Origin of the sequence: Sphaerochaeta sp. UBA5849 (assembly GCA_002432715.1) — a bacterium.
Taxonomy (GTDB): Bacteria; Spirochaetota; Spirochaetia; order Sphaerochaetales; family Sphaerochaetaceae; genus Sphaerochaeta.
This window is the reverse complement of the sequence record DJGJ01000049.1, coordinates 24,794-47,287: the sequence shown is the minus strand read 5'-3', so window position 1 is coordinate 47,287 and position 22,494 is coordinate 24,794. Positions and strand designations below refer to the sequence as shown.

At 52.8% G+C, this 22,494-nt stretch carries 17 protein-coding genes; 15 read left to right on the top strand and 2 right to left on the bottom strand.

Going from position 1 to position 22,494, the window contains the following annotated elements; all coding sequences use genetic code 11:
* Window positions 1–62: 62 nt before the first annotated feature.
* From B3K89_RS08635 to B3K89_RS08625, 3 genes are read left to right on the top strand one after another with little or no spacing between them, the layout of a single operon-like run.
* Window positions 63–1,862, top strand: coding sequence for a DNA topoisomerase IV subunit B (locus tag B3K89_RS08635; protein WP_293894270.1), 1,800 nt, complete (start codon window positions 63–65; stop codon window positions 1,860–1,862).
* Entirely contained in the window at window positions 1,862–3,841 is a 1,980-nt protein-coding gene (locus B3K89_RS08630; RefSeq protein ID WP_293894273.1) for a DNA topoisomerase IV subunit A, read from the top strand. The genes B3K89_RS08635 and B3K89_RS08630 overlap by 1 nt, the downstream gene beginning before the upstream one ends.
* Window positions 3,841–4,530, top strand: a complete 690-nt coding sequence (locus B3K89_RS08625) for an RluA family pseudouridine synthase (protein WP_293894277.1) — start codon at window positions 3,841–3,843, stop codon at window positions 4,528–4,530. The genes B3K89_RS08630 and B3K89_RS08625 overlap by 1 nt, the downstream gene beginning before the upstream one ends.
* 45 nt (window positions 4,531–4,575) lie before the next feature.
* On the opposite strand, the gene B3K89_RS08620 is transcribed toward B3K89_RS08625, so the two are convergent.
* Complete coding sequence (locus tag B3K89_RS08620) at window positions 4,576–5,868, bottom strand: ATP-binding protein (protein WP_293894280.1); 1,293 nt, start codon at window positions 5,866–5,868, stop codon at window positions 4,576–4,578.
* 241 nt (window positions 5,869–6,109) lie between these two features.
* Between B3K89_RS08620 and B3K89_RS08615 the strand changes: the two genes are divergently transcribed.
* From B3K89_RS08615 to B3K89_RS08575, 9 genes are all read left to right on the top strand, one after another.
* Window positions 6,110–6,778: an aspartate/glutamate racemase family protein gene (locus B3K89_RS08615; protein ID WP_293894283.1), complete on the top strand. Its 669-nt coding sequence runs from the start codon at window positions 6,110–6,112 to the stop codon at window positions 6,776–6,778.
* Window positions 6,778–7,596, top strand: coding sequence for a transketolase (locus B3K89_RS08610; RefSeq protein WP_293894286.1), 819 nt, complete (start codon window positions 6,778–6,780; stop codon window positions 7,594–7,596). Before B3K89_RS08615 ends, B3K89_RS08610 begins: the two co-directional genes overlap by 1 nt.
* Window positions 7,593–8,543, top strand: coding sequence for a transketolase family protein (locus tag B3K89_RS08605; RefSeq protein WP_293894289.1), 951 nt, complete (start codon window positions 7,593–7,595; stop codon window positions 8,541–8,543). Before B3K89_RS08610 ends, B3K89_RS08605 begins: the two co-directional genes overlap by 4 nt.
* Before the next feature lie 48 nt (window positions 8,544–8,591).
* Window positions 8,592–9,614: a TRAP transporter substrate-binding protein gene (locus B3K89_RS08600; RefSeq protein ID WP_293894292.1), complete on the top strand. Its 1,023-nt coding sequence runs from the start codon at window positions 8,592–8,594 to the stop codon at window positions 9,612–9,614.
* A 72-nt stretch (window positions 9,615–9,686) separates the two neighbouring features.
* Complete coding sequence (locus tag B3K89_RS08595; protein ID WP_293894295.1) at window positions 9,687–10,163, top strand: TRAP transporter small permease; 477 nt, start codon at window positions 9,687–9,689, stop codon at window positions 10,161–10,163.
* Window positions 10,160–11,446 carry a TRAP transporter large permease gene (locus tag B3K89_RS08590; RefSeq protein ID WP_345907280.1) on the top strand — a complete coding sequence of 429 codons (1,287 nt, stop codon included), beginning with the start codon at window positions 10,160–10,162 and terminating at the stop codon, window positions 11,444–11,446. Before B3K89_RS08595 ends, B3K89_RS08590 begins: the two co-directional genes overlap by 4 nt.
* A 3-nt stretch (window positions 11,447–11,449) precedes the next feature.
* On the top strand, window positions 11,450–12,499 hold the full coding sequence (locus tag B3K89_RS08585; RefSeq protein WP_293894299.1) for a transaldolase family protein: 1,050 nt from the start codon (window positions 11,450–11,452) through the stop codon (window positions 12,497–12,499).
* Window positions 12,496–12,840 (top strand): cupin domain-containing protein, encoded by a 345-nt coding sequence (locus tag B3K89_RS08580; protein WP_293894301.1) that lies wholly within the window; start codon window positions 12,496–12,498, stop codon window positions 12,838–12,840. The genes B3K89_RS08585 and B3K89_RS08580 overlap by 4 nt, the downstream gene beginning before the upstream one ends.
* Before the next feature lie 73 nt (window positions 12,841–12,913).
* Window positions 12,914–13,618 (top strand): FadR/GntR family transcriptional regulator, encoded by a 705-nt coding sequence (locus B3K89_RS08575; RefSeq protein WP_293894303.1) that lies wholly within the window; start codon window positions 12,914–12,916, stop codon window positions 13,616–13,618.
* On the opposite strand, the gene B3K89_RS08570 is transcribed toward B3K89_RS08575, so the two are convergent.
* On the bottom strand, window positions 13,615–16,554 hold the full coding sequence (locus B3K89_RS08570) for a PEP/pyruvate-binding domain-containing protein (protein WP_293908563.1): 2,940 nt from the start codon (window positions 16,552–16,554) through the stop codon (window positions 13,615–13,617). The genes B3K89_RS08575 and B3K89_RS08570 overlap by 4 nt on opposite strands.
* Window positions 16,555–16,778: 224 nt before the next feature.
* Here B3K89_RS08570 and gdhA point away from each other — a divergent pair, with 224 nt between their 5' ends.
* From gdhA to B3K89_RS08555, 3 genes are all read left to right on the top strand, one after another.
* Entirely contained in the window at window positions 16,779–18,116 is a 1,338-nt protein-coding gene (gdhA, locus tag B3K89_RS08565; protein ID WP_293894307.1) for an NADP-specific glutamate dehydrogenase, read from the top strand.
* A 477-nt stretch (window positions 18,117–18,593) separates the two neighbouring features.
* Complete coding sequence (locus B3K89_RS08560) at window positions 18,594–21,095, top strand: adenosylcobalamin-dependent ribonucleoside-diphosphate reductase (RefSeq protein ID WP_293894309.1); 2,502 nt, start codon at window positions 18,594–18,596, stop codon at window positions 21,093–21,095.
* A 44-nt stretch (window positions 21,096–21,139) separates the two neighbouring features.
* Window positions 21,140–22,351 carry an MFS transporter gene (locus B3K89_RS08555; protein ID WP_293894311.1) on the top strand — a complete coding sequence of 404 codons (1,212 nt, stop codon included), beginning with the start codon at window positions 21,140–21,142 and terminating at the stop codon, window positions 22,349–22,351.
* The last annotated feature ends 143 nt before the right edge of the window (window positions 22,352–22,494 follow it).

The following is a 22,494-nucleotide window of genomic DNA, read 5'->3' as shown; positions in this document are numbered from 1 at the left end:
CGCAAGGGAGAAATGTGAGACTATTTTGCCATCATTGCTGAATTCTGCTATAATCGCGAGATATGGCAAATACCTATGATGAATCAAAAATCCAAACGCTTAGTGCGCTGGAGCATATACGAAAGCGTCCAGGCATGTATATCGGGCGGTTGGGAAATGGTACGCATGTCGATGACGGCATCTACATCCTGCTCAAGGAGGTGGTGGACAACAGCATCGATGAATTCATCATGGGCTTTGGCAATAAGGTTGTCATCCGTCGCAAGGAGTGCGAAGTGCGGGTGCGCGACTACGGCCGCGGCATACCGCTTGGCAAGGTGGTCGAGTGTGTTTCGATCATCAACACCGGTGCAAAATACAGCGACGATGTATTTCAGTTTTCCGTCGGCTTGAACGGGGTGGGAACCAAGGCTGTGAATGCACTTTCGTCCCACTTCATGGTCACAAGCTTCAGGGACGGAACCTTCCACAGTGCCACCTTCTCCCAGGGAATCCTGGTGAACGAGGAGACCGGGTCTACCAAGGAAGCCGACGGTACCGAGGTGTCCTTCGTCCCCGATCCCGAATTGTTCGGCGACTATGCCTACAACGAAGACTTCATCATCTCCAGGTTGTGGAGTTATGCCTATCTGAACACCGGTCTCACGCTCGACTACAACAATAAGATTTACAAGTCGGCTCACGGCTTGCTCGACCTGTTGGAAAAAGAAGTGGGGAGTGAAAACCTCTACACCATCATCCATTATCAGGCGAAGCAGCTGGAGTTCTCGCTTACTCATGTGGCGGGTTCCTACGGAGAAAACTATTTTTCGTATGTGAACGGCCAGCATACCACCGATGGGGGGACGCATCAGAGCGCCTTCAAGGAGGGAATTCTCAAGGGCATCAACGAACACTTTAAGAAGAATTGGGCGCCCCAGGACGTCCGCGAGGGGGTTGTGGGAGCCGTTGCGGTGAAGGTGAAGGAACCGGTGTTCGAGTCACAGACGAAGAACAAGCTCTCCAATACCGAAATCCGTACCTGGATCGTGAACGAGGTGCGGGACGCCATCGTAGACTTCCTGCTCAAGAATGCCGAGGATGCCCAGAAGATATATCAGAAGATCATCAACAACGAGGCACTGCGCAAGGAGCTCAATGAGGTAAAAAAGGGGGCGAGGGAGTCGGCGAAGAAGGTTTCGTTGAATATTCCCAAGCTCAAGGACTGCAAGTACCATCTAGGCCAAAGTACCACCCATCAGGAGGAGTGTGAACAATCCATGATCTTCCTGACCGAGGGCGATAGTGCTTCGGGGACCATCACCAAGACGCGTGATGTTATGACCCAGGCGGTGTTCAGCCTCAGGGGCAAGATTGTGAATGTCTACGGCAAGAAGAAGACGGAAATCTACAAGAATGCCGAGCTGTACAACATGATGGTAGCCTTGGGCATTGAGAACGGGGTGGAGGGGCTCAGGTACGGCAAGGTCATCATCGCAACCGATGCCGATACCGATGGCTTTCATATCCGCAATCTGCTGATGACATACTTTTTGACGTACTTTGAAGATTTGGTTTTGGCGGGCCGACTCTACATTCTGGAAACCCCGCTTTTTCGGGTGCGCAACAAGAACCAGACGGTGTACTGCTACAGCGAGCGCCAGCGCGATGATGCCATTGCGCAAATCAAGAACAGCGAGGTGACCCGCTTCAAGGGCCTCGGGGAAATCGACCCCAAGGAGTTCGGCCAATTCATCGGTGAGGATATGCGCCTCATTCCCGTCTCGATCGCCGGGATGAATGAGATGCATAAGACCATGGAGTTCTATATGGGCAGCAATACTCCCGATAGGCGCGAATTCATCATGGAGAACCTAATCTAATGACCCAGGCACACTCAATTTTCAAACAAAACTTTCTTGAATATGCCAGCTATGTCATTAAGGAGCGGGCCATACCCGACCTTGTCGATGGATTCAAGCCGGTACAGAGGCGCATCATCCACACCCTGTTTGAGATGGATGACGGCAAATTTCACAAGGTTGCAAACGTTGTGGGTTGGGCGATGCGCTATCACCCGCATGGGGACTCATCAATCTATGAGGCCTTGGTCAACCTGGCAAACTGCGACCTGTTCATTGAAAGGCAGGGCAACTTCGGCAATACGCTTACCGGTGACAGTGCCGCGGCTGCAAGGTACATCGAGTGCCGCTTGCTTCCCTTTGCAAAAAAGGTATTGTACAACCCGGAGCTGACTGAATTTGTTGACTCCTATGACGGAAGAAACAAGGAGCCGGTGACCTTCCCGGCCAAGATTCCCGTCGTCCTGATCCAGGGCGTCAGCGGTATCGCCGTAGGGATGAGCACCTACATTCTTCCCCACAACCCCTTGGAAGTACTTGATGCAATGGCAGCCTCCTTGAAGGGGGAGAGCTATCAATTGTATCCTGATTTCCTCGGCGGGGGTATCGTTGACGTTGAGGATTACCGTGATGGCAAGGGTTCGGTTTCCGTTCGCGCCAAGCTGAACACCTCCGATCCGAAGCGTATTATCATTGAGGAGCTTCCCTATGGTACGACCAGCGAGGCGATGATTCGCTCGGTGGAGGAAGCTGCCAAGAAGGGCAAGTTGAAGATCAGCTCGATCAACGACTATACCGCAGAAAAGGTGAACATCGAGATCAATCTGGCCCGCAATACCTACGCCCAGGAGATTGTCGACGCCCTGTATGCCTACACGGATTGCGAGACAAAGCTTTCCATCAACCCGCTGGTGATCCGGGACAATGTCCCGACCATCATGGGAATCCATGAGATCCTGGATTGGCATGCCCGTCATCTGGTGGTGGTGCTGAAGGCTGAGCTTGAGTTGGAGAAAGGCCATCTGCTGGACAAGCTGCATGCCAGGACCCTTGAGCGCATTTTCATCGAAGAGCGCATCTACAAGCGAATCGAGCAGAAGAAGAGCGCCGAGGATGTGAACAATGCTGTCATCACCGGTTTCAAGCCTTTCAAGGAGCAGCTGCTCAGGGAGGTGGTGCTTGAGGATGTTGAACGACTATTGAAGATTCCCATCAGACGCATCAGCCTTTTCGATATTGAGAAGAACAGGGAGGACATTGACCAGATCAACGCAAGTCTTGCCGAGATCGAGCGCAAGCTTGCCGACTTGGTCGGCTACGCCCTCGCCTATATTGCCGAGCTGAAGACGATGCTCGGTATCAAGGAACATCAGCGAAAGACCACAATCAAGACGTTTGAGTTGGTTGATGTCAAGGAGGTGGCCGAGCGCAACTTGGCGGTCAAGTACGACCCTGCCAACGGCTACCTCGGCTACGCGGTCAAGCAGGGAAATACCCTTTTGGAGGTGAGCACCTTCGACCGTGTCCTGATTATCCGCAAGGACGGGACCTATCAGGTCATCGATGCACCAGAGAAGGAATTTGTCGGCAAGGGGCTGCTCTACTGCGGATATGCAGACAAGAGTGAGCTTGCAAAGCTTGTGTTCTCGGTCATCTATCAGGAGAAAACGTACAAGTATCTCTTCCTCAAGCGTTGCCAGATTGTCAGTTACCAATTGAAAAAGGTTTATCCCTTGCTGCCTGAAGGCAACTTCAAACTGGTCAAGCTCAGCACCTATGAAAACGCCGAGCTGACGCTCACGTACAAACCCAAGCCGGGCCTGAGGATTCTTGAGGAGAAGTTTTATTTCTCCGATTACCTGGTGAAGAGCGTGAAGGCGAACGGGGTGAGGATTTCTGTGAAGGAAGTCGCTTCCTTGAAACTGAGATCGGTGAAGGAAGTGGTGCATGCCAATACTGCGGAGCCTACCCTGTTCGATGATGAGAATCAGGAGGAATGATGGCTGTCAAGGATAGGATTCTCTATGAGGATAATCATCTGATCATCATCAACAAGCTGTGCGGTGAGTTGGTGCAAGGGGATGCAACCGGGGACGAAACGTTGGCCGATCAGGTCAAGGAGTACCTGAGGGTGACTTACGCCAAGCAGGGCAACGTGTATCTGGGCATCCCCCATCGTTTGGACCGCCCCACCAGCGGCATCGTTGTCTATGCCAAGACCGAGAAGGCCTTGATCCGTCTCAATGAGCTGTTCAAGGGCAGTTCGGTGAAGAAGACCTACTGGGCGATTGTAGATCGTATGCCCAACCAAACCGAAGGTACGTTGGTCCACTATATCGTTCGCGATACCAAGACAAACAAGAGTGTGGCGCTCTCGGTGGAGAAAAATGGCGGCAAGCTTGCCAAACTCGATTACCAGATGATTGCAGCCTCCAAGAACTACTTCCTTGTGGAAGTGAATCTGCATACCGGACGTCATCACCAGATCAGGGCGCAGTTTGCAGCCATCGGTCTGCACATCAAGGGAGATCTCAAGTATGGAGCCGCCCGGTCCAATCCCGATGGCGGCATCTGCCTGCATGCGCGCTCCATTTCCTTCACCCATCCGGTGAAAAAACAACAAATCACCATCACGGCAGCTCCGCCTGATGATGCGCTGTGGAATGCCTTCGTTTCAGATAGACACTGAAAATTCCTGCCGAAAGCGGCAATTATTTTCAGTGATAAAAAAGTTTCACAATTCCAGACTATTAGGCTCTAAAAGGAATTGTTGAACCCCAATGACCAAGGTTCCCTCCTGCGTGTGCCAGGGATTGGATTCATGATTAACTACAAGTATCTTTTTGAATGAATCTGGAATATTCATAAGGCTACGTTGTTCCTGCATGATTTTTTCTTTCGTACCGAGAGAGAAGGCGGATTGAATATAATATCTCTTGCTCCCTAGATTCGCTACAAAATCCACTTCCAGTTGTTTTCTTGTTTCTACTCCTTCAGCATCTTTCACTCGTGTCTCTACGACTCCGACATCAACAGAGAATCCTCGAACCCTCAATTCATTATAGATGACATTTTCCATGATGTGGTTTTCTTCGACCTGTCTGAAACCAAGCCTTGCATTTCGCAAGCCTACATCCTCAAAGTAGTACTTCATGGGAGTACCGATATAATGTCTTCCCTTAACATCGTAACGATTTGCTTCGTTGATAATGAATGCTTCTTTCAGGTATTGGATGTATTGATAGATGGTATTGATGCTGATTTTTGAGCGGGCAACACTTTTAAATGTCGCTTCAATTCTATAAGCATTTGTCAAAGACCCAATGCTTGAAGCAAGGATTGTTATAAGGTCTCCAAGCTCAACATTTTTCTGTAATTGATAGCGGTTGATGATATCCTTCAGATATGTTTCTTCAAACAAATTGGTCAGATATGTGACTTTTTGATCAGCATTTTGCATGGTGCAAACTAAAGGCAAGCCTCCATACATCAAGTAATCCGACCATCCTTGGTGTCTGTCTCCACGATAGACCTGCATGAATTCGCTGAACGTCAAAGGATGGAGTTGGACCTCATCACCTCGTCCCCGGAACTCTGTCATAACATCATGCGATAAAAATTTGGAATTGCTCCCGGTTACATAGGTGTCTATATTCCCTTTGTGGAGGAGCCCATTCAGGACATCATACAAAGCAATAGGTTTATCCGGTTGCTTGATTTCTTCTGCCGTAATCGCATATTGAACTTCATCGAGTAGGACAACATAGGGTTCATTCTTGTCTTTGATTCTTGAAAGGACATACTCGTAGATTTTGTAGGCATCTCGATATTCCCTGTTCTCAGGAATATCGAGGGCTAACTGGATGATATGATCGTCAGGAATACCAATAGAGATGAGATAGTCATAAAATAGGTGAAATACGAGATATGACTTTCCACACCTTCTCATACCGGTAATGACCTTGATCATACCGTTGTTCATTCTGTTGATGAGCGCTTGCAGGTAGATGTCTCTTTGTATTTCCATGAACAACCTCATTTAAAATAAATGCCGTTATCGGCAATAAAATTCAATGGTAGTATACATCCGTTTGAAAAGAGGTCAATGAAAATTCCTGACGAAATCGGCAATAATTTTCATTAAGGCGTCTCTTGCCATCAACCATCCATCCAAACAGGGTGGATTGTTTTTCCTTGACAGATTGCAAAATGTGCCTCATTCTTCATATGTATGATGTATGATGATATAGAACACGGGGGTGCATAACATGGCTGAACATAAAATTGCCGCAATATATACTGGAGCTGCTTTGGTAAAACCGCTTTCCGATTTGCTGAAGGAAACGCTGCCTGGGTACAAGGTGATGAACATCCTTGACGACAGCATGATCGCCGAGATCATCGAGACAGGGTACCTTACCAAGGCGGTGAAGCGCAGGCTGTACGGCTACTATGAGATTGCCTGTGCCTCCGGTGCCGAATTGATTCTCAATACCTGCTCGTCAATCGGGGATGCAGTCTATGGGGCGAGGGAATTCTTCCCCATTCCCATCGTGCGCATCGACGAGCCGATGGCCAGGCGGGCGATCGAGCTCACCGATTCCATCGCTGTGCTGGCAACCCTTTCCACCACCCTCGATCCTACCATCCGCCTGCTCGAACGCTGTGCTTCGGAGATGGGCAAGTCGATCCGCACCATCAGCGCCCTGGCCGATGGAGCCTTCAGCGCCATTACCTCCGGTGATGCCCAGACACACGATCGTCTCATTGCCGAGACTGCAAAACAGGTCTCCGACCGCTGTGAAGTCATTCTGCTTGCCCAAGGCTCGATGGCCAGGATGGAAGAACCGCTTGCAAGGCTTACCGGCAAGACGGTGCTCTCAAGCCCCCGGCTGGGTGCACTGATGGTCAGGGACATGCTGGGGGAGGCAAAGTGATGGATATTCAGGCATTACAGGAAATTTCCCGTTCCCTTCGCCGCGATGTGGTTGAGATGGTCTATCGGACCAAGGACGGGCATCCCAGCCCCAGCTTCTCGGTTGCCGATATCATCACAGCCCTCTACTTTGAAGTCATGCGTCTGGACCCATCCAACCCTGATTGGGAGGACCGGGACCGCTTTGTCCTCTCCAAGGGTCACAGCTGCCCCGTCTTATATGCCGCACTGGCTAAAAAGGGATACTTTCCCCGAGAAGAGTTGTTCACTCTGCGGTACCTCAACAGCCACCTGCAGGGGCACCCCTATGCACCCAAGACCAAGGGCTTGGATGCAACCACCGGCTCATTGGGCAACGGAGTATCCATCGGTCTGGGGATGGCCTTGGCTGCCAGGATTCGCAAGAAAGCATACCAAGTCTATGCCATCACCGGAGACGGGGAACTGGGGGAGGGCATGATTTGGGAGGCAGCGATGGCCGCCAGCCATCACAAGGTAGGCAACCTGACTGTTTTCATCGACAACAACAACTACCAGAGCGGTGGAACCGTAGGTGAAATATCCGGTCCCTATCCGATCGAGGATAAGTGGCAGGCTTTCGGCTGGCATGTCCAGACCGTCGACGGGCACGATATCGCCCAGATTCTGAAGGCTGTGGAGAATGCCCATCAAGTTGTCGACCAGCCCTGTGCCATAGTCTGCAAAACCGTCAAGGGAAACGGAGTCTCCTTCATGGTGGGAGAAAACTCGTGGCACAAGCGTGTCTATACCGAAGAAGAGTACAAACAGGCCATCAAAGAGTTGGGAGGAGCAGTATGAGCACCGTTGACAGCACACGAATAGGATTCCGCGATGCCCTCCTGAAATTGGCCGGCGAGCGCGAGGATGTGGTCTTTGTCTCCACCGACTCCTTGAAGGTCGTCAAAGGCGAGCCTTTCCTGGAACGGTTCCCCGACCGGGTGGTGGAGCTAGGAATTTCCGAGCAGAACGGGGTGGGCGTCTGCAGCGGTCTTGCAGCAAGCGGACTCCTTCCTTATATATGTACCTATGCAGGATTCTTGACGATGAGGGCCTGCGAGCAGATGCGCACCTTCGTCTCTTATCCGAACCTCAAGGTCCGGTTTGTCGGAGCGAACGGGGGCTTGCACGGGGGCAACCGAGAGGGGGTCTCCCACCAGTTCATCGAGGACGTCGGAATTCTCAGGGGCATGCCGAACTTCACCATCCTCTGTCCCGCCGACGGTGGTCAGGTCTATGAAGCCATGCTGGCAAGTGTGGATGTTGAAGGTCCGGTCTACATCCGTATCGGCAGCGGCCGCGAGGACAAGGTGTTCCCTGATGGAACTCCGTTTCCCTTGGGTAAAATCCGCATACTCAGCGATGAGGGCGATGATGTCGCCCTGCTTGCCCATGGGTTTGTGCTGGGGCGTGTCATTGAGGCCGCCAAGAGACTGAAGGCGGAGGGAATCAAGGCAAAGGTGGTGGAAGTGGCTACCATCAAGCCGCTGGACAGGGAAGGGCTCGTCGCAGTATTGCGAGCTACAGGTTGTGCTGTAACCGTGGAGGACCATACGATCATCAATGGGTTGGGCAGTGCCGTAGCCGAGGTGATCGCTGAGAACGTTCCTGCGCACCTGATTCGTCTCGGGCTGCAGGATGTCTATGGGGAGTCGGGTTTCCCTGAAGAGTTGCTTGATGCGTACGGCATGCGCATTGAAGACATTGTCAGTGCAGCCAAAAAGGCTGTGGCGCATAAAAAACTGTAACGGTTTCCGGATCATCCGGAGTTCGTAGAATAAAAAGGAGAACATTGTATGAAAAAAAGGATTATCGCATTGCTGCTCGTTGTTTCCTTGGCCGGTTTCCTGTTTGCCGCCGGGCAGGCTGAAGCCAGCGGTCCTACCGCCGCCAAGCCTTTGGTCCTTCGGTATGCACACATGAACCCCGCTTCCAGCCCGAACGGACTGCAGGCAACCTACTTTGCTGATAAGATTGCCGAGAAAACCGGCGGTGCCATCAAGATCGAGGTGTATCCTGCAAGCCAGCTTGGTTCCATTTCTGAAATGGCCGAGGCCGTCTCGATGGGATCGATCGCCATGCATCACAACACCTACGGAGGCCTTCAGCCCCTGCTCAACGACTTGGGCCTGTTCGACACCCCGTATCTGTATCGCGACGTCGACCACCTTCTGAAGGCAACCGATCCCGAAACTTCTCCGGCGCTGAAGGAACTGAACCAGAAGCTCATCGACACCAGAGGCGTCAGGATTCTCTACTCCTTCTACTTCGGTACCCGCGAGCTTACCGCCAACTTCCCTGTGTACTCCCCCAAGGATCTGGCAGGCAAGAAAATCCGTGCCATTCCTTCCCCGATCTATCTGGCAGCAGTTGAAGGCATGGGTGCAGTCGCTGTTCCCATCGACTGGGCTGAAGTACCCGTGGCTCTTTCCACCGGCGTAGCCGACGGGCAGGAGAACCCGGTAAGCACCCTGGTCACCAGCAACATCTACGAAGTGCAGAAGTATGCCATGATGACCGACCATATCATGGGTTCCGAGCCTGTTGTCATCAATGAGAAGGTTTGGCAGGCCTTGAGTGACGAACACAAGAAGATCTTTACCGAAGTGGCACGCGAAACCCGTGACTGGGCTTCCAACTATGTGTTGCAAAGTGAGGCCAAGGATGTGCAGACGCTCAAGGACAAGGGCATGAAGATCATCACCAAGGAGGATGGGCTGAAAGTTGATGAGTTCCGCGCCTCTGTTTCCAAGGTTGTCAATGATCGCTTCGGTGCTGCCTGGGGCAAGTACTATGAGATGATCAACGCAATCAAATAGCTGTGTATGGTTTCATGTGGATGGAAAGATTCTTTCCATCCACTCAGATTTCAATGAGCAAGGAACAATCCTATGAACAACCTCGCAAAAAAGGTGACCAAGGGATATCAGGCAGTGGCGGTGGTCTTTCTGCTGGTGCTGTTTCTTTCGGTCTTCATCCAGATTATCATGCGCAACGTTTTCCATGCAGGCTCTATTCAGCTGGAGGAACTTGCCCGGGTTTCGTTGGTCTCTTTGGTCTTCCTCATGATTCCCGTCCTCACCTATGAGAAGAAACACATCATCGTCGATATCGTGCTCCTCTACCTGCCCAAACAAGCAAAGAAATGGGTTTCTGTGGTCACCCAGCTTCTGGTCATGTGCTTCGGCATCTATGTCCTGTGGGCGATTGCCACCATCATGGAGCGCAACTGGAGTGTCAGAACTCCAGCCTTGAATATGCCCAACATCGTGTTCTACATCCCCATCACCTTGGGAATTCTTGCCATGACCGTCCTCTCCCTGTTGGGAGTCTGGAATACCTTGTGTGGAAAGGAGGAGGCGGTATGAGCGGTTCATTGGTGATTATTCTCTTTCTCTTTTTGCTGGCAACCGGGCTTCCCATCGCCGTGAGCATGGGCATCCCCTCGGCTCTCTATCTGATGATGGCAAACATCCCGCCCAGCCAGCTGATTCAGCGCATGGTGACCAGCCTCAACTCCTTCCCGATGCTTGCCGTCCCCTTGTTCATTCTTGCCGCCGGCTTGATGAACAGCTCGGGGATCACCGAACGACTGTTTGAGTTTGCCAAGCTGTTGGTGGGAAGAATGAAAGGAGGCTTGGCCCAGGTCAACATTGTCGCTTCCTTGATCTTCAGCGGTATCAGCGGTGCGGCTCTTGCCGACGTAGGCGGGCTTGGAAACATCGAGATTGAAGCGATGGACAAGCAGAACTATCCCCGCACCCACTCGGCGGCCATTACGGCAGCCTCTGCAGTAATCGGTCCGATTTTCCCCCCATCCATCCCCCTGATCATCTATGGGGCGGCCGCCGAGACGTCCTCGATGCGCCTGCTCATCGCCGGAATTCTTCCCGCTCTGGTCATCGCCATGGCATTGATGGTGCAGGTGGGATTCTTCGCCCGAAAGTTCAACTACCCCCGTGGAGTGGACCGCAAGTTTTCCTTCTCTGAGATACAAGCAATCACCAAGCGCGGCCTTCCTTCCATGTTGATGCCCGTCATCATGATGGGCGGCATGCTCTCTGGTTGGTTCAGTCCGACCGAAGTGGCAGCCATCGCGGTGGCCTATGCCATCGTACTGAGCTTGGCATACAAGGAACTGACACTCTCTTCCTTCTTCAAGACGTGTATTGAGACATTGAAATCAACGGCGAGTGTCCTCTTCATTGTCGCCTCGGCGGCCATCTTTGCCTGGGTGCTCACCGTCGAACAGATGCCCCAGCAGGTCTCCGCCCTCATGCTCGGTATCTCGGACAACCCCGTCATCCTTCTGATGCTTTCCAACGTAATTCTCTTGGTAGCCGGCATGTTCTTGGAATCTACCGCCGCCATCATGATCCTGACACCGATTCTCCTGCCACCCCTGGTGGCTGCAGGGGTGGATCCTGTCCACTTCGGTCTGGTGATGGTGTTCAACCTGATGATCGGCATGATCACCCCGCCGGTGGGAATGAGCATATACATGCTCAGTCCCATCGTTGGGTTGCCTGTAGGAAAAGTCTTCAAGGCAGTACTTCCCTATCTGGCATCGCTGCTGGTCGCCCTGATCGTCCTCACGTATGTTCCGCAGATTTCCCTGTGGCTTCCCAATCTTGTATTTGCTTCGAGGTAACAAATGAAGAAAACCTATTTTCACCGTGTGCATGAGCAGACTCCGACGAGGTTCTGGATCAACAATCCCACCCTTGAGCAAGCCAGGCTCGCCATCGAGGCGGGGGCGATAGGGTGTACCACCAACCCAAGCTATGTCTCCAAGCTCTTCGGCAGTGAAGAGGATTTGCGAGTGGTGAACAGGGCGATAGACCTGCTGCTGCCCTATGAGAAGAATGACTCGATTGTAGCTTCGAAGGTGCAGCAGATGATGGTTGCCCGCCTTGCAGACTTGTTTTTGCCGTTGTATGAGAAAAGCGGGGGCAGGGAAGGCTTGGTGACCATCCAAGGAGATCCGTTTGCAGAAACCGATACCGCCCTCATTGTTGAGGAGGGACTGGAGAACCGGAAGATCGGTGAGAATGTCTGCATCAAGATTCCGGTGACTACCTGGGGGATCGAAGCCATACGGGCGATGGTTGAAAAAAATATTCCCACCATGGCCACCGAGGTGATGGGTCTCTCCCAGGCTGTCTCCATTTGCGAGGAGTATCAGAAGGCGAGCAGCGAGAGCGGCAACACCCCTCCGTTTTTTGTCACCCACATCACCGGTATCCTGGACGACCACTTCAAGCGGGTCATCAAGGCGAACAATCTTAAGCTCGATGAGAAACTGGTCAAATATGCCGGTCTTTCCATTGCGAAGAAAGAGTATGAACTGCTGAAGAGCCGAAACTACCCCGGTATCATGATCGGAGGAGGCGCCCGCAAGCTGGAGGACTTCACCGAACTGGTCGGCGGGGACCTGCATATCACCATCAACTGGAAGGGAACAGCCGATACGCTTATCGAGGCGGATGGCCTGGTAGTCAGCCGCATCGAAGACAATTTGAGTGAAGAGGAGATACAGATTCTCAAAGATCGGCTTCCCGATTATGGGCGGGCCTTGGAGGTCGACGGGATGCAGGTGGATGAGTACTACGACTACGGCGGGGTTGAGTTGTTCAGGACTTCCTTCCAGAAAGGCTGGAATGAGCTGCTCGCCCTGATCGCCGAACGCAGGAGAAATGCATGATGCTGGAAAAGAAACATCGGGGAAGTCTTTCTACGGATACACGGGTCAGCAGGGCGAAGGGGATTGATCGGGTCACCCTTACTTATGACAAGGACACTATGATGTGTTACTTCTACCTCGAAAAGGGTTCGAAGCTTGAACTTCACACCCATGTCCAGAGCCAAAGCGGTATTGTGATAAAGGGTCATATCCACTTCATCAAAGGAGACGGGGAGATTTTGGACTTGCATGCCGGTGATGCCTACTACTTCGCCTCCAACGATCCCCATGGTTCGGATATCCTTGAGGATACCGAGCTGATTGAATGTTTTGCTCCCTCGCGGGATGATTACAAGGACTGAGCCCGGCCTTTCTTGCTTTCGAGCGAAGGTGTTGGTATGATAGGTGTGCTAATCTTTAGGGGGGTGCTTTCTCATGGAAGACATATTCGCAGTCCGCGAGGCCCGGCCTTCTGCGGTTGAAGGGGTGATTGAGAAGATCAAGGCCCTGTTGATCGAACAAAAACTCACCCCTGGGGATATGATTCCCAATGAGATTTCCCTTGCAGAGAGCCTGAAGGTTGGAAGGGGTACGGTGCGTGAGGCACTGAAGATTCTTTCAGCGTACGGGGTGGTGGAGATCAAGCAGGGGTATGGGACCTACGTCTCCAGCGCTTCCAACAAACGCCTGTTCGACCCTCAGCTCTTTCAGATCCTGGTCCAGGACAGGGACTACAAGTCCCTCACCCAGGTCAGGCAGCTGCTTGAGGAAGGCATTGTGAAGCTTGTCATCGAGAGTGTCAGCGACGACGAACTTGCCCTGCTCGACCAGACGATGCAGAAGTTTCAGGCCGAGTTGGCAAAACCCGATGCCTCGGCCCAGCATGCCGGCTCCTTGGACTTGCGCTATCATCGGCTGCTCGCCCGTTTCTCACACAACAGCATCGTGGAGAATATTTACAACTTTGTCATCGAGCTCTTCACCAAGACGATCAACCCCATCCATGTCGGGGTAGCCGAGGTGCACCAGAGGCTGCATCAGGCGATCATGGATCGGGATGCCGACAAAGCGGTCGAAGCAGTCAGGGAGCATACCGCAATCTGGATTTCAGGCTATCAGGCGGCACACAACGTCGGCTAAGGCAGCAGCACCACTCCTTCTCCCTTGAATCCATTCACCTTTATGGTGAGATTCCCGCTGGTGCGGGCATGCACGAAATGCTCGGTCTCGTCATAGATCTCCAGCTGTTTCAGTTTCTCAAGATCAAGCCTCCCTGAACGGCGGTCGGGGTTTATGGTCAGGTACATGCACCCCAGGCTGGTCATGTTCTGGAAGAAGTGCGTTCCTTGGCTTGGTTCGACCTGAAAACCCTTGAGCCCGGTTTCAATGATCACCTTCGATCGTGATATCTGCGACCAGGTGACGGGGATTCCGAGCCACGGGTCGCAGGACCCGAGCCTGCCTGCAACCAGCAAGGCATAGTCCTTCTCGGCAAGCACCATCTGGGCGTTGAGCTTGTCCAACTCCTTTGCCATATCCTTCATGTGTGAGGCATCGAAACTGTCTACCTTCAAATAGATGATATCCTGAATGTCCTCGATTTTTCCGTTTCCCATCACGACGGTTGAGTAGATGGCTGCCGCCTCTTTCTCCTCAACGGAGATTGCGACGTCGCTCTCTTCGTTTCCTGCTGCGATGGGTCTGATTTGCAGGAGGCTGAACTCCTGTTTCTTGGGGGCTTTACGGTTGAGGTTTACGGCAAACTCAATCTCAACGGGTTTGCCCATCGCCTGGGTCCCCAGGGTCAGGACATCCTTGACGATGCTTGCCAAAGGAAATGCGTCGTACTTGAGCACCCCGTTGAAGGTGATGACTTTCTGTCCCTCGGCCCGTACCGATTCGCTGAGTGTCCCGCTTTGCAGGTCGAAGGTGCTTGCGATGAACTTCAGCGACTCTGGATGCTTGAGGGCCTCATCGAGATCCAGGAGCTCAAGATTCTCCAGCCCTCCCTCTTCCAAGGGATGATAGCCATGTTCCAGGTTCAGCGCATAGAACATATGCTGGCTGCTTGTCTGGTCTCCCCCGAGGAACTGGGCCGGGCGCTTGGGATGGGTGGGTGAGAACCGCAGGGCCGATCCGTTGTCCACCACCGATTTGCCGAAGCCGAAGCTGAGCATCCCCACCCCGTCCTCGGGCCTCTCTCCGCCGAGCGGGTAGTAGTTCAACGACCGTGCGACTCCGCTGATGTTGGGGTACCAGTACGAGCCGTGCTCGCTGCCGATGACCTGCTGGATGATGATCGCCATTTTCTCATCCTCCAGCATATGCTCGGTGGCCTTCAGATACTCCTTTGCACTCCTGAAGTAGGTGGAGGCCCATACCGCTCGTACTGCATCGCACAGCTCTTCCAGTCGCCGCTGGTCGTCGCCTCGATTGGGGAGCATGCAAGTCTCATAGACTCCGGCAAAGGGTTGGTAGTGGGAGTCCTCGAGCAGGCTGGAAGAGCGTACACAAATCGGTTGGTGGATGACCTGGATGATTTCTGCAAGGTTGAGCACCAAATCGGATTGCAACGGTTTTGAGAGGAAAATCTTTAACAGTGTCTCATCCGGCAGGTCGGCTGTGGTGATGTCCTTGAGGTTGTTCTCATCGATGAATTGGGTGAACTGATCGGTGGTCACCACAACGGTACGGGGGATGGAGAGGTAGACCTCGGGGTATTTGTCCTGCAGCTTCGCCGCCCTGAGAACCATGTCGATGAACGCAAGGCCCCGGCCCTTGCCGCCGAGCGAGCCTCCGCCGATGCGGCTGAAGAAGAGTGTTTCATCGTAATTGTTTCTGCTGAACTGGGCGATGACACCCTTGGTCCGCTCGCTTCGATAGGTCCTGATGATCTCAATGAGCTCCCTCTGCACCTCTTTGGCACTTCCCTGTTGCGGTATTTGCAAACCCTTGATTCTTGCCGCCAGGGTATAGAGGCTCTGGGCCCTGAGCCAACGGGAGAACTCATTGCGGCGACAGTGGAAATCAAAGCTTTCCTCGGGAATGGAGGGGAGGATTCGCTGCAGGTCGCGCATCGTCTCGGCCCGGGCGATTTCTTCCATATTCTCTGGATTGCGGAAGATGAACGGGCCGAAGCCGTAATGGCTGGTCATGAACCTGTTCAGTTCGAACAACAGCGAAGAGCTGTTTTTCCAGATGAAGTGGGCGCCGTTGTCCTGTGCCATGTCACGGGCGTTTGCATCGCTGCTCTGCACCAACACCGGTATCTCCGGATCCTGTTGGAGGATCTGTTGGGTGAGGGCGAGTCCGGCATACTTGTCTTGCTCTCCGCCTCGCAGGTAGGACATGTCGGTTATGACTCCTAAAATATTATGCCGGTAGGTGGTGTACAGCTGCATTGCCTCTTCGTACGTCCTTGCAAGCACAATCTTGGGCCGTCCGCGCATCCTCAGTGTTTTACCCCAGTTGTTCAGCGCCTCCAGGATTGCAGAGCGGTTCTGCTGGATGAGGCAGGTGTACATCATGGGAAGGTAGGATGAGTAGAAACGAATCGAGTCCTCAACCAGGATGATCACCTGTACATCGGCTTCCTTGGTGTCGTGGTCGAGGTTCATCCGGTCTTCCACCAACTTGATCATGGCAAGGAATATGGTCGGGTCGCCCTGCCAATAGAAGAAGTAGTCGATGTCCTGGCAGTCCGAACCTTTGATCAGCTTGTTGCGCCGGTGGCTGGAAGAGGGGGAGAGGGCTATGACCGGCATGTCCTGGTCCAGGGCCTTGATGGAGGAGGCCAGCTGCTCCACCGATTCCGGTCCGAGGTCGAGCATGGTGATGACAAGCTCGAACTTGCGTTCGCCGATGAGTTTGAGGGCTTCCTCCCCACTGCTTGTGTGGGTGATTTTCGGTGGGTTGTTCAATCCGAGCTGGGTGTACTCCAGATACAGCTCTTCTTCCACCCGCCCGTCTTCCTCGAGCAGAAAGCGGTCGTAGTCATTGCAGATCAGCAATACGTTGTAAATGTGTTTCAGCATCAGGTTGCTGAAGGGCAGCCAGGTTGGATCGAGGGTGTACATAAAACGTAGTGTAGCATGAGCGGCTGATTTTGAATAGAATTTCAAAGTGCGTAGAATATTGATAAAAAATTCAAAATATATACAATAATTTGAACAATCGAGTAATAATAAAATAAATACTAACGTTTAGCTCAATTTAAACATTGACAGATTGAAATGGCGGGTTTAGTCTTTTTAGACAAGCAACACGAATTGTAGCTGAGATGAAGGAGATAAACCCAAGTATGTATAGCGTTGATGCCTTGATGGAAGAACTGGAACGAAAGAATCCTGCCCAACCTGAGTTCATTCAGGCGGTAAAAGAGGTTTTGGAGAGTGTCATCGACGTGGTCAATGACAATCCTGTGTATGAGAAGCACCGGATTCTGGAGAGAATGACCGAGCCTGACCGCATCTATACGTTCCGCGTTGAGTGGGAGGACGATGAGGGCAACCTGCAAGTGAACAGAGGCTACCGGGTACAGTTCAACAATGCCATCGGGCCGTACAAGGGCGGCTTGAGGTTCCACTCCAGCGTAACCCTTGGGTCGCTCAAGTTCCTTGGTTTTGAACAGACCCTGAAAAACAGCCTCACCACCCTTCCGATGGGCGGCGGCAAGGGTGGGAGTGATTTCAACCCCCGTGGGAAAAGTGACGCAGAAATTCTGCGTTTCTGCCGTTCCTTCATGACCGAACTGCAAAAGTACATCGGTCCCGATACCGACGTTCCCGCCGGCGACATCGGGGTGGGGGCGAGGGAGATCGGCTTTTTGTACGGGCAGTACAAGCGCATCAAGGGGGAGAATACCGGCGTGTTGACCGGAAAGGGCCTTGGCTTCGGAGGTTCCTTGGTTCGCCCCGAGGCCACCGGCTATGGGACGATGTATTTTGCCAAGGCCATGCTTGAGGCCAAAGGCGACAACATGGAAGGCAAGACAGTTTCGGTCAGCGGCTTCGGCAATGTTGCCTGGGGTGCTGCAGTGAAGGCAACCCAGCTTGGTGCGAAGGTGGTGACCATCAGCGGTCCGGATGGTTATATCTATGACAAGGACGGGGTGGGTACTCCGGAAAAGTGGGCATATATGAACTACCTGCGCACTTCGAACAACGATGTGGTTGCCCCCTATGCGAAGAAATTCGGTGCCCAGTTTGTTGCCGGCAGGAAGCCCTGGGAGGTGCCTGTGGATCTTGCGTTCCCCTGCGCCATCCAAAATGAGCTGAGCCTTGAGGATGCAAAGACGCTTGTCGCCAACGGCGTCAAGTATGTGGTGGAGACTTCCAACATGGGCTGTACAGCCGATGCGGTGAACTATTTCATCCAAAACCGCATCCCCTTCGCACCAGGCAAGGCTGCCAATGCCGGTGGTGTAGCGGTCTCCGGGCTTGAGATGAGCCAGAATGCCATGCACCTCTCTTGGAGCGCCGAGGAGGTCGATGAGAGGCTGTACTCCATCATGGTCAAGATCCATCAGGCATGTGTCACCGAGGGCAGGGAAGCTGATGGGTATATCAACTATGTGAAGGGTGCAAACATTGCAGGGTTCAAGAAGGTTGCCGATACCATGGTGCAACTAGGCTACTAGTAAAGAAAATTGTTTCGGGATCGTGTATCAAGAGAGTCTTCCAGTTTGGAAGGCTCTCTTTTTGGCACTAGAGCCAAGACAAAATCGTTGTGTTGTCGGTCTCTTTGCAAAGGGTTTTTCTGTGGTGAAGCCGACCGGCAGCGAAAGAAACAATGTGCCGGGTGTGAAGTGTCTTGGGTATAACTTGCAAGGAATTGATGCAAATTTTCTTTTTCATATTTGACCCTTTCCGTCCTTTCCGATACACTTTTTTCAAGAGACGATACCTAAGTGCTATTAAACCAATATAACACTATATATAGCGTTATTCAACTTTCCATAGCGCTATAAATATTGTAATCATGCCTTGCCAATCTTACTTCTCCATGCTATGGTAAATGAGGGTCGACGCTGGTCGACCCTTTGGCTTGGCCTCGGAAAACGGGGTGGAGAATCGAGAATATTTAATTGCGTAAATTCAATATATAGAGGGATTACATGAGCTCAGCAAAGAATGAATTGAGTGCATTGGGTCGCAAGATTTTTCTTGACCGGTATGCGTTGAAGGATGTGAAGAAAGAGACGCTGAAAGTCGGGGACGTCGTGGTTGCCGTGAGCAATCCCAAGACCGGACAGCGTGAAATCGGTGTGGTCACCGAACTGAAAGCAGCCGATGGGATCACCGTCAAGCTCGATGATGGCATGGTCCTGCACGTCAAGCGTGAGGATGTGGACAAGCCGCTTGAGATTGAACCCGCACAGATGCTGGCCCGTGTAGCGAAAGGTATTGCTTCAATCGAGAAGCAGGAGGTTCGAACGAAATGGGAAGCAGAGTTCAATTGGCTCCTGGAGGATTGGAAGTTCGTCCCTGGAGGCAGGATTCTTACCGGTGCCGGAACGGATCAGAATCTGACCTATTTCAATTGTTATGTGATCCCTTCCCCGAAGGACAGTCGTGGTGGCATCATTGCTTCACTGGGACAGATGACCGAGATTATGAGCCGAGGTGGCGGAGTAGGGATGAACATCTCCTCCCTCAGGCCCCGTCACAGCTACGTCAAAGGCGTCAATGGTCGTTCCAGTGGGTCGGTAAGCTGGGGCGGGCTCTTCAGCTTCGTCACCGGGCTGATTGAGCAGGGCGGTTCACGCCGTGGGGCTTTGATGTTGATTCTCAATGTCTGGCATCCGGACATTATTGACTTCATCAACTCCAAGCGGGAGATGGGCAAGATCACCAATGCCAATATCAGCGTCGGCATCACCGATGACTTCATGGAGGCGGTTCGCAAGGACGCCGACTGGCAGACCTGCTTCCCCGATACTTCCGACCCTGCCTACAACGCTGAATGGGATGGCGATATCGCCAAGTGGAAGGCAAACGGTCATAAGGTTGTGGTCTACCAGACACAAAAGGCCAAGAAAATCTGGGATGCGATTGTCGAGAGTGCGTGGGCGAGTGCAGAACCCGGTGTATTCTTCATCGACCGCTACAACAAGATGTCGAACTCTTGGTACTATTCCACCATCCAGAGCACCAACCCATGCGGTGAGCAGGGACTTCCTCCTTGGGGTGTCTGCAACCTTGGGTCGATCAACCTCAGCCGGTTTGTAGAGGACAAGAAGGTCCTGTACGAGGACTTGGGCCGTGCTGTGCGCAACGCAGTTCGATTCCTGGACAATGTCATCGACGACACTCCCTACTTCTTCGAGGAAAACAAGAAGCAGCAGCTTTCCGAGCGGAGGATCGGGCTGGGGACCATGGGTCTTGCAGACATGCTGATCAAGATGGAACTTCCCTACGGCAGTGACGAGTCTCTTGCTTTCATCGATGAGCTGTACAAGTTCATCTGCATTGAGGCGTACAATGAAAGCAGCGACCTTGCTCAAGAGAAGGGAAGTTTCCCCTATTTTGATGCTGAGAAGCTGCTGCAGAGCGGCTTCATGCTGCAGATGCCCCAAGAGCTCAGGGAGAAGGTGCGCAAGCAGGGCCTCAGGAACGTCACGCTGCTGACCCAGGCCCCCACCGGCACCACCGGCACCATGGTCAATACTTCCACCGGTATCGAGCCCTACTACTTCTGGGAGTGGGAAAGAACCGGTCGCATGGGAACAAACATCGAACGGGTGAAAGTCTACGATGATTGGGTGAAGGCCCATCCCGGCCAAAAGAAGCCTTCCTACTTTGTGTCGGCCATGGATCTAGCCCCGGAAGGGCATGTGAAGGTGCAGGCCGCCATCCAGAGGTGGGTTGACTCTTCGATTTCCAAGACGGGCAACACTCCCAAGGAGTATACCGTGGAGCAGACCGGCAAGCTCTACGAGCTGCTCTATGATCTGGGTTGCAAGGGTGGTACGACCTACCGCGATGGTTCGCGTGACACCCAGGTATTGACGGCCAAGAAGGAAGAGCCGAAGGAGGAGAAACCGGTGGTTTCCCGCTCCACCGAGCCCAAGCCGCGGGTGCGCTCCACCGTTTTGCAGGGAACTACCTATCGCAAGGCTACGCCGATCGGGACTGCGTACATTACGGTCAACTGCGATGGACCGAATCCCAGCGATATTTTTGAAGTTTTCATCAATGTGGCCAAGGTGGGTTCCGATGTAGCCGCTGATGCAGAGGGGCTTGGCAGGTTGATCAGCTTGATCCTGCGCATGCCTTCACCTTTGACTCCGGACCAGCGGGCGCAGGCGATCATCGGTCAGCTTTCGGGGATCGGCAGCGGTCGGTCGATGGGCTTCGGCAAGAATCGTGTCATGAGTCTTCCTGATGCTGTAGCCCAGGTGTTGCAGCAGCATATCGGCTCATCCGACAGTGAACGCGAAGCTTCACGCCTTCCCGATGAGGAGGATGAGGATGAGGATGGCGGTCAGCTTGATTTGGGGCTTCCTTCTTCCACGGCCAGCGTAAAGCCCGATATCTGCCCGATCTGCGGCAATGTCTCCTTTGTCAACATCGAAGGCTGCAAGAAATGTTTCTCTTGCGGGCATAGCGAGTGTTGACCAAGACCAAGACTATCCGTACCCTCTGTTTTGGGTAGGGTGGTATGAACACTATACGACAACCCCGTCCTTTGTTGACGGGGTTTTCCGTCTACAAGGGCTTGGGGTCCAGCATCTATGCGCTGTTTGCAATCCGGGTCATCAATCGATTCGGGGACTTCGTGCAGCTGCTCCTGGTCCTGATTTTGACTGTCAGGCTCGGTCTTTCTCCCAAGGATGCAGGGATATTTGTCTCAGCGAGCATTATCGCCACCATGCTGGGGCAGATGTCCATCGGCATGGCTGCCGACAAGTGGGGAAAGAAGCCGCTGCTGGTTCTTTGTCAGGTGATGGTCAGTCTTTCCTATCTCTTCTGCGCCCTTTTGGTGGTGGTCCGTCCGAATCTGATCCCCTACATCATTCTGGCAGCCAGTCCGTTTCGCGGGGGAACCGCTCCGTTGACCAATACCATGGTTGCCGAATTCAGCCCGCAAGGAAGGCTTTCCCACTCCTTCAGCCTGCTGTATCTGGGGACCAATATCGGGGTGGCGCTCGGCCCGATGGTTGCATCGCTGTTGTTTGCCCGCTCGCTTTTGCTGTTGTTTGCAATCTCGGCCGTACTGCTTTCCTTATCCACCCTCCTGTTGCTTATGACGGTGCCCAACAGGCATGCACCAGAACGGCCAAGCAAGGAGATGCAGCAGGCAAGGGTGCACATTCCTCCCATCCTCTGGCTTTTTTTCGTCTTCAACGCCTTGTATACCCTCACCTACGGCCAAAATTCCTTTACCCTGCCGCTGCAGTTCAACTCGCTGTACGGCGATGTTTTGGGCGCGAGCCGCTATGCAAAGCTGATGATGGTCAATGCAGTGGTGGTTCTGGTGTGCACCACGCTGCTCACTGCCTGGACTCATCGGTTGGGCCAATTGGTTTCGATGGCAGTGGCTTTGTTTCTGTACGTTGCCGGCTATTTGGTCTACGCCTTCTGCTCGTCTTTCAGCTTGTTTTTGGTGGCCACCTGCATCTGGACCCTCGGAGAGATCCTGATGGCGACCAATTCCAACGTGTTTCTCAATGTCTATGCACATGAGCGTATCCGCTCGCAGTGCAATGCCTGGATGCATGTGTTTTCAAGCCTGGGACACTCGTTGGCTCCCGCCTTGGGGGGCTTGGTGCTGCTGGACACCGGCTATCGTCAGCTGTGGTTGCTTGCCTGCGGGATCTGCTTCCTGCTTGGGTGCGGTTATATTGCACTAAATAAATACCTGAAGAGTTGATATACTTCTAAAGGACTGCTAATCAAGGAATTCAATCTGGACAAGGTTGCAATCGATTCCTTATTGGTTTATGATGATTCACGGGAAAATCTGCGAGGATTTTTTTTTGTGTGTGCATAGGGTGACCTCTTCAAGGTCGCATC